18 protein-coding genes are annotated in these 14,549 nt (G+C 41.7%); 3 read left to right on the top strand and 15 right to left on the bottom strand.

The features are described 5' to 3' along the window. Positions 1 to 67 precede the first annotated feature (67 nt). The 8 genes from OCI93_RS16010 to zapE all read right to left on the bottom strand — a co-directional run bounded on the left by OCI93_RS16010 (position 68) and on the right by zapE (position 6,503). Positions 68 to 484 (bottom strand): ClpXP protease specificity-enhancing factor, encoded by a 417-nt coding sequence (locus OCI93_RS16010; RefSeq protein ID WP_261594547.1) that lies wholly within the window; start codon positions 482 to 484, stop codon positions 68 to 70. Beyond that, complete coding sequence (gene sspA / locus OCI93_RS16005) at positions 484 to 1,110, bottom strand: stringent starvation protein SspA (protein ID WP_261594548.1); 627 nt, start codon at positions 1,108 to 1,110, stop codon at positions 484 to 486. The genes OCI93_RS16010 and sspA overlap by 1 nt, the downstream gene beginning before the upstream one ends. A gap of 97 nt (positions 1,111 to 1,207) precedes the next feature. Further along, a complete protein-coding gene (locus OCI93_RS16000; RefSeq protein WP_261594549.1) occupies positions 1,208 to 1,945 on the bottom strand; it encodes a cytochrome c1 in 738 nt (245 codons plus the stop codon). Continuing rightward, entirely contained in the window at positions 1,942 to 3,207 is a 1,266-nt protein-coding gene (locus OCI93_RS15995) for a cytochrome b (protein WP_261594550.1), read from the bottom strand. Before OCI93_RS15995 ends, OCI93_RS16000 begins: the two co-directional genes overlap by 4 nt. Continuing rightward, entirely contained in the window at positions 3,207 to 3,797 is a 591-nt protein-coding gene (gene petA, locus OCI93_RS15990; protein ID WP_261626814.1) for a ubiquinol-cytochrome c reductase iron-sulfur subunit, read from the bottom strand. The genes OCI93_RS15995 and petA overlap by 1 nt, the downstream gene beginning before the upstream one ends. A 527-nt stretch (positions 3,798 to 4,324) precedes the next feature. Next, the gene (gene rpsI, locus OCI93_RS15985; RefSeq protein WP_261594552.1) at positions 4,325 to 4,714 is read right to left on the bottom strand and encodes a 30S ribosomal protein S9; all 390 of its coding nucleotides are present in this window, start codon (positions 4,712 to 4,714) and stop codon (positions 4,325 to 4,327) included. An 11-nt stretch (positions 4,715 to 4,725) separates the two neighbouring features. Further along, positions 4,726 to 5,154, bottom strand: a complete 429-nt coding sequence (gene rplM / locus OCI93_RS15980) for a 50S ribosomal protein L13 (protein WP_261594553.1) — start codon at positions 5,152 to 5,154, stop codon at positions 4,726 to 4,728. 260 nt (positions 5,155 to 5,414) lie between these two features. Continuing rightward, a complete protein-coding gene (gene zapE, locus OCI93_RS15975) occupies positions 5,415 to 6,503 on the bottom strand; it encodes a cell division protein ZapE (protein ID WP_261626813.1) in 1,089 nt (362 codons plus the stop codon). Between the two features lie 155 nt (positions 6,504 to 6,658). Between zapE and OCI93_RS15970 the strand changes: the two genes are divergently transcribed. The 3 genes from OCI93_RS15970 to OCI93_RS15960 all read left to right on the top strand — a co-directional run bounded on the left by OCI93_RS15970 (position 6,659) and on the right by OCI93_RS15960 (position 9,769). Then, the gene (locus tag OCI93_RS15970) at positions 6,659 to 7,117 is read left to right on the top strand and encodes a Z-ring associated ZapG family protein (protein WP_261594555.1); all 459 of its coding nucleotides are present in this window, start codon (positions 6,659 to 6,661) and stop codon (positions 7,115 to 7,117) included. Between the two features lie 124 nt (positions 7,118 to 7,241). Then, the gene (locus OCI93_RS15965) at positions 7,242 to 8,594 is read left to right on the top strand and encodes a DegQ family serine endoprotease (RefSeq protein ID WP_261594556.1); all 1,353 of its coding nucleotides are present in this window, start codon (positions 7,242 to 7,244) and stop codon (positions 8,592 to 8,594) included. Between the two features lie 89 nt (positions 8,595 to 8,683). Further along, the gene (locus OCI93_RS15960; RefSeq protein ID WP_261594557.1) at positions 8,684 to 9,769 is read left to right on the top strand and encodes a trypsin-like peptidase domain-containing protein; all 1,086 of its coding nucleotides are present in this window, start codon (positions 8,684 to 8,686) and stop codon (positions 9,767 to 9,769) included. Between the two features lie 78 nt (positions 9,770 to 9,847). Here the strand turns inward: OCI93_RS15960 and murA are convergent, their stop codons facing one another. Genes murA through OCI93_RS15925 form a run of 7 tightly spaced genes read right to left on the bottom strand, consistent with a single transcriptional unit; the run spans position 9,848 to position 14,523 of the window. Continuing rightward, on the bottom strand, positions 9,848 to 11,107 hold the full coding sequence (gene murA, locus OCI93_RS15955; RefSeq protein WP_261594558.1) for a UDP-N-acetylglucosamine 1-carboxyvinyltransferase: 1,260 nt from the start codon (positions 11,105 to 11,107) through the stop codon (positions 9,848 to 9,850). Between the two features lie 10 nt (positions 11,108 to 11,117). Then, positions 11,118 to 11,375, bottom strand: a complete 258-nt coding sequence (ibaG, locus tag OCI93_RS15950) for a BolA family iron metabolism protein IbaG (RefSeq protein WP_261594559.1) — start codon at positions 11,373 to 11,375, stop codon at positions 11,118 to 11,120. A gap of 5 nt (positions 11,376 to 11,380) precedes the next feature. Then, positions 11,381 to 11,680: an STAS domain-containing protein gene (locus OCI93_RS15945; RefSeq protein ID WP_261594560.1), complete on the bottom strand. Its 300-nt coding sequence runs from the start codon at positions 11,678 to 11,680 to the stop codon at positions 11,381 to 11,383. Beyond that, the gene (locus OCI93_RS15940) at positions 11,667 to 12,344 is read right to left on the bottom strand and encodes an MlaC/ttg2D family ABC transporter substrate-binding protein (protein ID WP_261594561.1); all 678 of its coding nucleotides are present in this window, start codon (positions 12,342 to 12,344) and stop codon (positions 11,667 to 11,669) included. The genes OCI93_RS15945 and OCI93_RS15940 overlap by 14 nt, the downstream gene beginning before the upstream one ends. A gap of 2 nt (positions 12,345 to 12,346) precedes the next feature. Beyond that, complete coding sequence (mlaD, locus tag OCI93_RS15935) at positions 12,347 to 12,889, bottom strand: outer membrane lipid asymmetry maintenance protein MlaD (protein WP_261594562.1); 543 nt, start codon at positions 12,887 to 12,889, stop codon at positions 12,347 to 12,349. A 15-nt stretch (positions 12,890 to 12,904) separates the two neighbouring features. After that, complete coding sequence (mlaE, locus tag OCI93_RS15930) at positions 12,905 to 13,681, bottom strand: lipid asymmetry maintenance ABC transporter permease subunit MlaE (RefSeq protein WP_410007639.1); 777 nt, start codon at positions 13,679 to 13,681, stop codon at positions 12,905 to 12,907. Beyond that, positions 13,681 to 14,523 (bottom strand): ATP-binding cassette domain-containing protein, encoded by an 843-nt coding sequence (locus tag OCI93_RS15925; protein WP_261594564.1) that lies wholly within the window; start codon positions 14,521 to 14,523, stop codon positions 13,681 to 13,683. The genes mlaE and OCI93_RS15925 overlap by 1 nt, the downstream gene beginning before the upstream one ends. Between the last annotated feature and the right edge of the window lie 26 nt (positions 14,524 to 14,549).

Below are 14,549 nucleotides of genomic sequence, written 5' to 3'. Positions count from 1 at the left end.
AAGTTCGACATAAAAAAACCTGCTTAAAGCAGGTTTTTACTAATCAAGATAAGCAATAAGTAAAAGGTTATTTGATCACTCTTAAATGTGATCCCTTTTTCTTTTCTGGCTCGCTTTTTTCTGATTCTGCTGTAACTGGCGGCTCTGGCGTTTCTTGCACTTGCTCTTCAGAAAACTCTTCTTGCGTGAATACAGTACCTTCACCATTTTCACGTGCATAGATTGCCAGTACTGCAGCGATAGGCACATACACCTGCATAGGTTGACCACCAAAGCGTGCATTAAAGCTCAATTGGTGATTGTCTATAGCAAATTGAGTCACAGCTGAAGGGCTGATATTCAACACAATCTGCCCATCTTGTACAAACTGCGTAGGCACTTGAACAGCTGGATATTCAGCGTTCACAACGAGATGAGGTGTACACTCATTGTCAACTATCCAATCAAAAAAGGCTCTCAGTAAATATGGGCGATTAGGTGTCATTATGCTCTGATCTCACGTTCTGCTTCTGTTAATGAGGCTTGGAATGAGTCACGTTCAAATAAACGCAGCATATAGTCTTTAAGCTCTTTTGCGCCTGTACCATTAAGCTCAATGCCTAATTGTGGTAAACGCCAAAGCAATGGTGCTAAATAGCAATCCACCAAGCTAAACTCCTCACTCATAAAGTAAGGTGCTTCTGTAAAAATAGCCGCAACAGCAAGTAATGCTTCAGTTAATTCTTTACGCGCTTGCGCTTCTTCTGCACCACCTTGAGCAATTTTAGCTGCTAGGCTGTACCAATCAGTTTCAATGCGATGCATCATTAAACGGCTACGGCCACGCATTACAGGGTAGACAGGCATTAAAGGTGGATGTGGGAAACGCTCGTCAAGGTATTCCATGATGATATCCGCTTGGTATAAACCTAATTCACGGTCGATCAAAGTAGGAACAGTACCATAAGGGTTTATCTCATGTAGAGCCTCTGGCAGATTATCCTTTTCCGCTAGGTGAATATCAACACTTACCCCTTTCTCAGCCAGTACAATACGTACTTGATGGCTATACATGCAGTTTGCACCAGAGAAAAGAGTCATTACAGGGCGCTTATTGGCAGCAACGGCCATGCCTACCTCCATTAATAATTACAAAAAGTAATAAATCACTTTAAACAGCAATAGGGGCAAAAGCCCCTATTACAAAATTACCTTAGAAATGTTCAACTTAGTGAACGTCTCTCCAGTATTCTTTCTTCAAGAAAAACGCCAGGATAAATAGAATAACTAAAAACCCTAACACTTTAATACCGAGTGCTTCCGACTGAAGACGAGAAGGCTCACCGACATACGCTAAGAAGTTAGTAAGATCTCGTACAGCTTGATCATACTCATCAGTACTCATTTCACCCGAGCCATCAGTTTTGATGCCCACGACTTTAGTTACTGTCTTACCATGCTCTTCTACTTCTTCAGTAATTGGCATTGGTAAACCTTGTAACTCTTGTAAAACGTGCGGCATACCCACTAATGGGAAAACAGTATTATTTACGCCAAACGGACGAGAGTCATCTTTATAGAAAGATTTCAGGTATGTATAAATCCAGTCAGCACCACGCACACGAGCAACCAGCGTTAAATCTGGTGGAGCTGCGCCAAACCACTTAGCTGCATCATCTTCTTCCATTGCGTTCAATATGTGGCCACCCACTTTTGAACCATCAAAGATAAGCTCTGCTTCACCAATCTCTGTAGGAATACCAATATCTCTGAACGTGCGCTCGTAACGCTGATATTGCATTTGGTGACAACCAAGACAATAGTTCATAAACAACTTTGCACCACGTTGTAATGACGCTTTGTCTGTTAAATCATTGCCAGCGTCCATCAAAGGCACTGATGGACCCGCTGCCATTGCAAACGTTGGCAACAATGCGAATAAACCGATAACTAGCTTTTTCATCATTTCGTCAACCTCGTTGGCAATGGTTTGGTCGTTTCATTCTTCGAGTATACAAAAAGCAATACGAAGAACATGAAGTATGTCACTGTAGTAATTTGCGATAGCAGAGTTTTAAAGTCTGTCTGTGGAGTTGCACCAATCCAACCAAGAATAACGAACGTTACCACAAACTGAGCTATGTTTAACTTATGAAAGCCACAACGATAGCGAATCGACTTAACTTTGCCACGGTCAATCCAAGGTAATAACGCAAGTACAACAATTGACGCACCCATTGCAATAACACCAATGAGCTTATCAGGGATAGCACGTAATATTGCATAGAATGGCGTAAAATACCAAACAGGGAAAATATGCTCTGGTGTTTTAAGTGGGTTTGCCGCTTCAAAGTTTGGTGCTTCTAAGAAGAAACCATTCATTTCAGGCATAAAAAATACAACCCAACAAAACAGAATTAAAAATCCTGCTACACCCAAAATATCTTTTACTGTGTAATAAGGGTGAAATGGTATTGCATCGACAATATCTTTTTTATCAGTGTAGTATTCATGAAACTTGAACTTAGGCTTATCTTCTTCCGCGACACTGCCTTTCTTGCGTTTAATTTCAACACCATCAGGGTTGTTTGAGCCCACTTCATGCAGTGCTACAATATGTAGGAAAACTAAAATAACTAACACCAGTGGCAATGCAATAACGTGTAATGCAAAGAAGCGGTTTAACGTTGCACCAGAGATAACATAGTCACCACGGATCCAAAGCGTCAAATCATCACCAATAACAGGAATAGCCCCAAACAGTGAAATAATTACCTGCGCACCCCAAAAAGACATTTGTCCCCAAGGTAATAAGTAACCCATGAAAGCTTCAGCCATGAGTGCAAGGAAAATAAGCATACCAAATAACCACAGTAGCTCACGCGGTTTTTGATAAGAACCGTAGATCATACCACGGAACATGTGCAGGTAAACAACAATAAAGAACGCTGAAGCACCTGTTGAGTGCAGATATCGAAGTAACCAACCATACTCAACATCACGCATGATATATTCAACAGAAGCAAATGCTCCCTCTGCTGATGGTACATAGTTCATAGTTAACCATATACCGGTTAAAATCTGGTTTACTAAAACAAGAATGGCTAGAGAGCCGAATAAGTACCAAAAATTAAAGTTTTTTGGTGCCGGATATTGAGCAATGTGCATATTCCAGACGCGAGTCATTGGAATACGTTCATCGATCCAGTTGATAATATTACCAAACATTACGCAACCCCTTCTTCTTCACCAATAATGATTGTGGTGTCATCAATAAAGGTATACGGTGGCACTTCAAGGTTCAACGGTGCCGGAACAGACTGGAATACTCGACCAGCCATGTCAAACTTAGAACCGTGACACGGGCAGAAGAAACCATCCTCTGTACCTTCAACCTTTTCACCAAACCCACCCTGTAAAAAGCTAGGTGAACAGCCAAGGTGAGTACAAATACCAACCGCCACAAATATTTCTGGGCGCTTAGAACGATATGGGTTTTTAGCTGAATCTAGTTGTTGAGGCTCATCAGATGCAGGGTCTCGAAGTTGACCTTCATGAACCTTCATTTGTTCAAGCATTTTTGGCGTACGAAAAACAACCCAAACAGGCTTGCCTCGCCACTCAACACGAATTAATTGTCCTGGCTCAAGTTTACTGATATCTACTTCTACAGGCGCACCTGCAGATTTAGCTCGCTCACTTGGACTCCAAGACGCAATAAAAGGAACAGCAGCCCCAGCCGCACCAACACCACCAACAACAGAGGTAGCTATGGTTAAAAAGCGACGTCGGCCATTGTCTACAGGCGCATTGCTCATCCACTTATCTCCACTATGATTCTCAACACTTGCTATATTGAGAACATCAGTTACAGCAGGTTAATTTTAAGAAACTACAAAATAGACGCGATCATAAATAAATCCCTTGATTAAAACAAGGTTATTACAGTCCCATGCCCTAATAAACCCGAACATAAGTTAGCTAGGTTACTTTGAGCATGAGGCCGATGAAATATGATACGCCAATCAAAAAACAATATACTGACCAAGATCAACCTCAACTGAGGCTTTACAACCATCAAATAAGGGTTTGAAACTCGCTCACTTTACTTGCCATGCAATTGTAGCAAAAAAATACGCTGAGTTATCGACAGATTTGCACTAAATACCGTAAATATTGCACTTTTTTTATTTTGAAAACCAAGCATTAGCAAAATGGTTCATTATTCAAGCAAAAAAATCGGTTTTTCCTGTCGAGTTTATAAAGCCTGCAATTGATAGATACTAAAGTAAAAAACAAAAAACCCAGCATAAAGCTGGGTTTTTGAATTCTGAAACGTAAATAATTAACGTTTTGAGAACTGTGTCTTCTTACGTGCTTTCTTAAGACCAACTTTCTTACGTTCAACTTTACGAGCGTCACGAGTAACAAAGCCAGCTTTACGAAGGTTTGGACGAAGTGATTCGTCAAATTCCATTAGTGCACGAGTGATACCGTGGCGGATTGCGCCAGCTTGACCAGTCATACCACCACCTTCAACAGTGATGTAAAGGTCAAACTTCTCTGTCATTTCAACTAGCTCTAGAGGCTGACGAACAACCATACGAGAAGTTTCACGACCGAAGTACTCTTCGATAGAACGCTGATTAATTACGATGCTGCCAGTGCCTGGGCGTAAGAATACGCGAGCACTTGAACTTTTACGACGACCTGTACCGTAGTATTGATTTGCCATGAGTGTGCTCCTTAAATGTCTAGAACCTGCGGCTGTTGTGCCGCGTGGTTGTGCTCGTTACCAGCGTAAACTTTAAGCTTACGGTACATTTCACGACCTAGAGGACCGCGAGGTAACATGCCTTTAACCGCTTTTTCGATGATCATCTCAGGCTTTTTAGCTTGAAGTTTCTCGAAGTTCACAGACTTAAGACCGCCCGGGAAGCCAGTGTGCGCGTAGTATATTTTATCCTTTGCTTTGTTACCAGTTACAGTAACTTTTTCAGCGTTGATAACGATGATATAATCACCAGTATCTACATGAGGAGTATACTCAGCTTTATGCTTACCGCGAAGGCGAGAAGCGATTTCAGTAGCGATGCGACCTAAAGTTTTACCTTCAGCGTCAACTACGTACCAGTCACGTTTTACAGTTTCTGGTTTAGCAACAAACGTTTTCATCTAAAAAATCCAATGTTTTCAATTTAAAACCACAAGTAATCAACAAGATTACCGCTTACTATATGAGTGCTTTAACCCCTTCGAGTTTAAGACTTTTTTGCCGCTCAAGTCAGTGGCTAAGCCGACGAGGGCAATAGAACGCAACGTGGCAGGCCGCGGATTATAGCAACTCTAACTAGCCTTGACTAGCGTGAGATTGTTTTTTCTACAAAAAACTTTACCCTGTTTTCTGTTCAGTAGTCATTTAAACTATTTTCTCGTTATGCAAGATGTTCGCGAGCTAAGTACTCTAATGATTGCATTTCTTGCAATCGACTAATGCAACGTTTAAATTCAAAGTTCAATGTACCCTGTGTGTAAAGTTCAGTGATAGGAGCTGCCGCAGAGATAATCAATGTTACATTGCGTTCGTAAAACTCATCTACCAATGCGATAAAGCGCCTTGCCGCGTCATCATTATGCTGGCCCAATTGCTTTACGTTGGATAAGATCACCGTATTATAAAGGCGGCTAATTTCCATATAGTCTACTTGCGAGCGAGCTGTTTCGCATAGCTGGGCAAAGTCAAACATAACGATACAATCAGACACTTTGCGAGTTTGAATTAAGCGCCCTTCAATCTCTATTTTTTCATCCAATTGACCAGGCTCTGGAGACAGCTTATCAAAGTATTCAAATAGATTTTTATCTGCTTGGGCATCTAAAGGGCTATGAAAAATTTCCGCTTGCTCTAACGTGCGCAAGCGATAGTCAATACCTGAATCTACATTCACAACTTCAGTGTTGGCATTGACTAATTCAATCGCCGGTAAAAAACGTGCACGCTGTAAACCATTGCGATAAAGTTCATCTGGCACAATATTAGAGGTTGCAACTAGCACAATATCTCTTGCAAACAAGGCTTGCATCAAGCCACCAAGCAACATCGCGTCGGTTATGTCTTGTACAAAAAATTCATCAAAGCAAATAATGTCAGTTTCTTGCTTAAACTTGTCAGCGACCGCTTCTAAAGGGTTTTTTACATCATTAAGTAGCTTAAGTTCATCATGAACTCGATGCATAAAACGGTGAAAGTGTACACGCATTTTGCGTGTACTCGGCAGTGCTTCATAAAACGTATCGACTAAATACGTTTTCCCTCGCCCAACCCCCCCCCAAAAATACAACCCTTTCACAGCTTGCGGTTTTGATTTACTAAATAACTTAGCAAATAACCCTGTCGGCTGTTTTGGCGCTGACGTTAAATCATCGTATAACCGCTGTAAGTGCTTTACGGCATTTTCTTGCGCACTATCGTATTGAAAGTCATCACGCTGCAAATCTTGCTGATATTTTTCCCAAGGTGTCATAATTATTTACACAGTTCTGCGTTTTTATTTGCATATTATATTAACACGCATCGATTCTAAGCGTATATTTAGCTTATCATTAGATTTTATCATTCATCGCAAACTCACCCAGTTTTTACAACTTACGTGCTTCGCGATTTTATTAGGAGAGATATATGACCTCATTTGCCTGGATGGGACTTATCATAGTTATTGCTATTGCCGCATTTTTCCTCGGCTCTGTATGGACTAAAAAGCAATTTAAACACGACGATCTTGAACAACAAACTCAGCAAGCTAAACATGAACTTGAACAATATCGCCAAGAAGTAGCCGATCACCTAGCAAATACCAAAAAGTTAATGGGCAAAATGCAAGATAGCTATAGTCAGCTAATCCAACATGTTGAAGAGACTAACCAAGTGCTTTTAACGGAAAAACCAAATCATCCAAGCGACCCATTTTTTTCTAAAGAAACAACCGAACAACTGCACGCTTCATTGAAAAGTCGTCCTGAACGTCGTCGCAATGATAGAGCTAATACAGGAGTGGCCCAGCCAAGCGATTATGTAGATGGCGAAAGTGGGTTATTTTCAGGAGAGCGGTTAGAAGTTGAGCAGTCAAAAGCCTCTTGATGAACTTTTTTTTGACCCCATAGTCAGTAAGTATAGTTTTTACAATAGCGAAATGGCAAACAAGCATCTTTAAAGCGTTTGCCTTTTCAATGCATTAATGCTTATTGCGGAGTATTTTCTGACTATGAAATTGAAATTATCGTTATTAACAGCAGCACTTTTATCAACTTCCCTTCTTGTTAGCCCCAATACTGCCTTGGCCAAATTACCCATGGCGGTAGATGGACAAACCATGCCAACACTCGCCCCCATGCTTGAGCGTGTTACACCAGGCGTTGTAAGCATTCAAGTTTCAGGCGCAAAAGAAGTTCGCCGCCGTGTTGACCCATTTGATTACTTTTTTGGCAAACCGCAGCCTCGTAGTCAAAAACGCCCCTTCAGTGGATTAGGCTCTGGGGTAATCATTGATGCAGGTGAAGGCTATGTGGTTACCAATAACCACGTGATCGCTGATGCAGAAAAAATTATTGTTACGCTTGAAGATGGCCGCGAGTTTGAAGCCGAACTAGTCGGCACAGATAAAGAATCAGATATCGCGTTATTAGAAATTGATGGTGATGACTTAACACAAGTCAGCCTAGCAAACTCTGACAAATTACGTGTTGGTGACTTTGCTGTTGCAATCGGCAATCCATTTGGTTTAAGCCATACCGTCACCTCTGGGATCATAAGCGCCCTTGGTCGTAGCGGCTTAAATATAGAGGGTTATGAAGATTTCATTCAGACGGATGCTGCAATTAACCAAGGTAACTCCGGTGGTGCGCTGGTCAACTTACGAGGTGAACTAATTGGTATCAATACAGCAATCTTAGGTGCTTCTGGTGGAAATGTTGGTATTGGCTTTGCCATTCCATCTAACATGATGAAAAACCTAGTTGACCAAATCGTCGAGTTTGGTCAAGTTCGTCGAGGCTCTTTAGGTATTGAAGGGCGTACACTTGATGCTGGTATTGCTAAAGCACAAGGTTTTGATGTCAAACAAGGTGCTTATGTTGCACGCGTCATTACAGAGTCTGCCGCCGCCGAAGCTGGAATATTAGCTAATGATGTTATTACTAGTGTTAATGGCGATGCTATTCACAGCTTTGCCGAACTAGCCAGTAAAATAGCGACCATTGGTGAAGGCCGAACTGTCGAGCTAGGTGTTTATAGAGAAGGCCGCAATCGCTCCATTGAAGTTACTCTTAAAGGTCAAGGTGAAGCACAGGCTCCTGCGGACAAAGTTCACCCTATGCTACGCGGTGCAGTCCTTGAGAGTGGCCAAAGAAATGGCAATAAAGGTGTGGTAGTCACATCCGTTGAACCTCGCTCCCCTGCAGCAAGAGTTGGCCTTGAAGAAGGTGATGTTATCATGCAGGTTAACCGTCAACGTATCGACAGTATACGTGATATGAGTAACCTCATAGATGACATTCAAGGCAACATTGTCTTAGGCATTAAACGTGGCCGAGACTCTGTATTTTTACTTATTCAATAATATAAGTTTGTATTAAAAACACAGTGGCACTTGCCGCTGTGTTTTTCTTTGTGCATGATAAACCTTTAAGAACTATTAAGACTGCGCTCGTGCTAAAACTGATCCGTTTTTTACTCCCACCGCTATTTGCGGGATTGTGTATCGCTTTTCTCATTATTTGGTTTTCGCCAAACTTAAAAAGTACGATATTGCCTAAATTTGACGTAACAAGTCATTATACCAGCAATCATATGAGCTTCGCAGATGCCGTAGAGCAAGCCGCACCGGCTGTTGTTACTATCTTTTCCGAGAGTATTTCATCAGTTCCACGCTATATGCGTACCAATACAACCCAAGAATTGGGTTCGGGTGTTTTGATGTCTCATGATGGCTATATTTTAACTAACTATCACGTCGTTAATGATGCCGATCAGATCATGGTCATTCTCACAGATGGACGCCGTTTTAATGATGTCCAAGTCATAGGCTTTGATACTATAACAGACTTAGCATTGCTTAAGATTAATGCACAACACTTACCAGTCATCCCCATTGATGACAATTTTAGCCCCCGAGTAGGCGATATAGTGCTCGCTATTGGTAATCCACTAAATTTAGGTCAAACCATTACCCAAGGCGTTGTCAGTGCTACAGGAAAGCAAACTCTGACCGACAGCCCATACAATAACCTGTTGCAAATGGATGCTGCGGTCAATGTTGGTAACTCAGGTGGCGCCTTAGTGAACTCTAATGGCGTTTTAGTCGGTATAACGTCAGCACAATTTCGCACACGCTATAATATTGATATTCAGGGAATTTCTTTTGCAGTTCCTTATAAGCTAGCCAAAGAAGTAATGCAAAAGCTTATTCTCGATGGTCGAGTAGTGCGCGGCTATTTAGGCTTTCGTGGTGCTGCAGTAGATAGCACAGGTAAAGAAGTGACCGACTTATATACCCGAATTGTTGGTTTAAGAGTGAGTGACTTAGACCCATTGGGTCCTGCTTGGCAAGCTGGTATGCAAGAGCATGATATCATCGTCAAAGTAGCAGGTGAACCAGTAACCAATCCACAACGAACTCTCAAGTTCATTGGTAATACACGCCCTGGCACTCGCCTTGAGTTTGAAGTTTACAGAGGCGATGAACTGCGCACCTTTACGTTAATAGTTGCAGAACTGGAAACGCGCGCTAACTAGTACCTTTAATCTGTATATAAAAAGCGAGTAATGGTATGTACCTAATACTCGCTTTTTCAGTTTAGCTGTGATAGATGATTAATTATGTCGACGCTTTATTTTTGCGCCCAACTTACTCAATTTATTCTCGATACGTTGATACCCTCTATCTACGTGGTAGATACGGTCCACAATAGTTTCGCCACCAGCTACAATGCCCGTCAATATTAAGCTTGCTGATGCTCTCAAGTCCGTTGCCATAACTTGAGCACCACTGAGTTTATCAGTCTCACCGCAAATTGCCGTATTACCTTCTAGGCGAATGTTGGCACCCATACGCTGTAGCTCAGGTACATGCATGAAACGGTTTTCAAAAATCGTTTCAGTAATAGTTGCGTTCCCTTGAGCAACAACGTTTAAGGCGGTAAATTGTGCTTGCATGTCAGTAGGAAAGCCTGGGTGTGGCATCGTTTTAATATTTACAGCTTGCAAGTTTCTGCCACGCATATCAAGGTATATACTGCTTCCACTTACCTCAACATGAGCATTAGCAGCACGTAACTTTTCCAAAACAGGCTCTAAGCTCACATGATCAGTATTGTTACAGAGCACTTCCCCTTTAGCCATTGCAGCGGCAACAAGAAAAGTTCCCGTTTCAATTCTATCAGGCAGAATTTTATGCTCACATCCTGATAGCTTTTCAACACCTTGAACTTCAATGCGACTCGTCCCAGCCCCTTTTATATTGGCACCCATAGCGGTTAAACAGTCAGCGAGATTCACAATTTCAGGCTCACGCGCAGCATTTTCAAGTATCGTAGTGCCATCTGCCAATGTCGCTGCCATCAGTAAATTTTCTGTGGCACCAACACTCACCATTTCCATGTAAATTTCTGCGCCTTTTAAGCGACCCTCAACTTTGGCATTGATATAACCATTATCAACGCTTATTGTTGCTCCCATACGCTCTAGGCCACTAATATGAATATCAACAGGGCGGGCACCAATTGCACACCCACCTGGTAAAGATACTTGTGCTTCACCAAAACGCGCAAGCAGCGGGCCAAGCGCTAATACAGACGCTCGCATTTGCTTGACTAACTCGTAAGGCGCTAGCACTTTATCTACCGTACTACCATCTACATGCAGCACATCAGAGCGCCACTTAATCCCCGCACCTAGCGTTTTCAATAATGCTTCAGTTGTGCCTATATCCCTAAGCTGCGGCACATTGGAAAAGTGGCTTTCACCATCAGCAAGCAAAGCGGCGAATAAAATCGGTAGTGCAGCATTTTTCGCACCAGATATCGTGACCTCACCCGCTAAAGTGGTGCCACCTTGGATAACAAATTGATCCATTGTGACTCCGTTATTGCGGTAGAATAAATTTGCGTTCTCTTTGCCACTCAGTTGGCGTAAATGCCTTGATACTGACAGCATGAATAGTGCCATCAGAGATGGTATTCATTAACGGCCCATATACAAGCTGCTGTTTTTTCACCCGGCTTAAACCGTCAAAACACTCCCCGACCGCTATCACTTCATAGTGACTACCGTTAGCTTTAACTATAGCTTCTTCTAAAGACAGGGCTTCTCGTAATAAAGTTTCGACTTGGTTTGTTTCCATTAGACTCACTCAAATAAGTTTGATACCTGACCCAGCGCCATTAAATTATGAAGCTGCTCTGGCACATTTTTAAGCTCAAGGCGTTTGCCTTGCTGCTGTAATTTACCTAAAGAATGAATTAACCAAGCTAAGCCCGCTGTGTCAACCCTAGATACCTCAGAAAGGTCAAAATAACGTACTGACTGAACATTTTCTATCTGATGATTAAGAAGCCGTTCATTCACCAAGCTATTTCTGGTTAACTCTCCACTAACTTGAACAAGGTCGTCATCTAACTTGGTAAATTGAACTTTAGTTGCTGCCATCATCCCCCCTAAACTGGACAGGTAAACGGCTTTTTTTATCAAGCAACCCTATAACATGTTCAATCCCTTGCTGGCGCAAAATACCATGCAACTCCGTTTGTTTAGCATCTAATAAACTGATACCTTCGGCCATCATATCATAAGCTCGCCATTCGTTATTTGAATCACGGCGCACTTTAAAATCAATTCTAATATCAGGCTTACCGGGCTCCACTATCTTAGTCTTAACTATCGCAATTTGATCATCCTCAAAATCTCTAGCAGGTGAGAACTCAACTTTTTGATTTGTATATTGCGTAAAAACACCAGCATATGTAGCAACTAAGTAGTTCTTAAATACATCTATAAACTGCTTTATGTGTTCAACAGCTTGTGCTTTTTCCTCTTTATCTTGTATGTTTCTTACTCTTTGAATATAACTTCCCAATACTCTATAAGAAGCATATTTATAATCGATATAAGGCAACAATTCTTGCTGTACGATTACTCTCAAGTGTTCTTTGTCAACTTCTATCAACGCTTGATCTCTAGTAATACGCTTAAATGTATTATCTGCTACCTGCTGTACCATTTTATAAGGGTCTGTTAAATCAACAGGCTCATCTGCATGCACCACACAACTTAAAAGCAGTGTGGTAGCGACGATTAAAAATCTTACCAACATATTTACTCACTACCTTGATTAAATAAAAATTGTCCAATCAACTCTTCTAATACTAATGCCGATTTAGTATCAGTCACTAAATCTCCATCTTTTAGTGCTTTACTTTGAACACCAAATAAGTCGTCAAGATCTGAGCTGGTGTCAGTCACTTCATTACCTAAACATGTTTGTTTTGCAGACTCAGAGGCAATGACAGGAGAAATGCCAAGATATTGCTCACCTAATACCCCAGAAGTAAGAATAGATACCGATGTTGTATCGGAAAACTGGCATTCGTAATCCGCATCTATACTCATTGCCACAACGGGTACAAACTCTTGCGGATGAATGCTGATCCCATCTACACGACCCACTACCACTCCACCCACTTTAATGGGCGCGCGTGTTTTTAACGAGCCAATATTTTCAAATTTAGCATTGAGTGTATATGTCTCACCACTTCCAGAGATACCTGAATTGGCAACTTTTAAAGCAAGTACTGCAAATGCAGCAACACCAAATGCTACAAATAAGCCAACTAATATTTCAATTTTCCGTGTATTCATTTGTTTTAAAACCCTTTAACCTGAAAACATCACAGCAGTTAATAAAAAGTCGAAACCTAAAACTGCTAATGAAGAATGGACCACTGTCTCGGTCGTTGCTTTACTGATCCCCTCTGAAGTGGGCACGCAGTCGTAGCCTTTATATAGCGCTATCCATGTCACTACCAAGGCAAATACAAAGCTTTTGATCATACCGTTTAGTATGTCTTTCTCAAAAGAAACTTGCGATTGCATAATAGACCAGAAACTACCTGAATCTACTCCAAGCCAATCCACACCAACAAGGTGTGCGCCAATTATCGCTACCGCTGAGAATATCAACGCCAGCAATGGCATGCTAATAAAACCAGCCCAAAAACGCGGTGAAATAATACGTCGAAGCGGGTCTATCGCCATCATCTCTAAACTAGAAAGCTGTTCAGTTGCTTTCATTAAACCTATCTCAGCCGTTAATGCACTGCCTGCACGCCCAGCAAAAAGCAAAGCTGTCACGACTGGCCCCAACTCTCTGAGTAAACTCAGCGCAACAAGCGGCCCCAAACTATCTTCTGCGCCATATCCAACTAATACAGTGTAGCCTTGTAAAGCCAAGACCATACCAATAAACAAGCCTGATACCATGATGATCAGCAACGATTGATGCCCAACCATATAAAGCTGTCGAATAAGAAGGCCAGGTCCTTTACGAAAATCTGGCACACTTATAAGCGCACCTAAGAGCATACGTGTTGCCCTGCCTAATGAGGCAAAACGACTGAGAACGTTATGACCAATTGATTGAAAAAAATCTATCACTGTTGACTCCCTGATAGCAGTTCTTCTTGGTAATTTTGCGCTTTATAATGAAATGGCACAGGGCCATCAGATAAGCCTTTTAGAAACTGTTGCACCAGCGCCGAGTCATGCTGTTGCATTTGCTCAGGAGTACCACTACCTATGACACCTTGTTCAGCAATAATCACTACATGGTCGGCAATGCTTAAAACTTCATTGACATCATGAGTCACGATTAATGAAGAGATCCCTAAAACTTCATTAAGTGACTTAATTAGTTTGACTAAAACCCCCATAGAAATCGGGTCTTGTCCTGCAAACGGTTCATCATACATTATCAATTCAGGGTCAAGTGCAATAGAACGTGCTAATGCCGCTCGTCTAGCCATACCGCCAGAAAGCTCTGAAGGCATTAGATCTTTAGCACCACGAAGCCCAACAGCTTGTAGTTTCATTAATACCACAAGACGAATCAACTCTTCACTAAGTTGAGTGTGTTCACGTAATGGGAATGCGATATTATCAAATACCGACATATCGGTAAAAAGTGCGCCACTTTGAAACAGCATACTCATTTTGGTGCGAATATCATAAAGTGCTTTACGAGACATACTAGGAATACTTTGTCCTTCAAACAAAATATCCCCACTATCAGGTTTGAGTTGACCACCAATCAGACGCAGCATCGTAGTTTTACCGATGCCACTTGGGCCCATAATGGCTGTGATCTTTCCTTTTGGAACACAAAAGCTCATATTTTTATAGATGGTCCTTTCGCCCCGTGAAAAAGTCACATCCTTGATCTCTACAATTGCTTGCGACAAGTCGCTCTCCACATCTACATTTACTAATTCTGACATAATACGTTTTTTTAGCTTATGAAGGA

Source organism: Pseudoalteromonas holothuriae, from assembly GCF_945859825.1.
Classification (GTDB): domain Bacteria; phylum Pseudomonadota; class Gammaproteobacteria; order Enterobacterales; family Alteromonadaceae; genus Pseudoalteromonas; species Pseudoalteromonas holothuriae.
The sequence above is the reverse complement of the archived record's forward strand: the minus strand, read 5'-3'. Positions and strand labels throughout refer to the sequence as shown.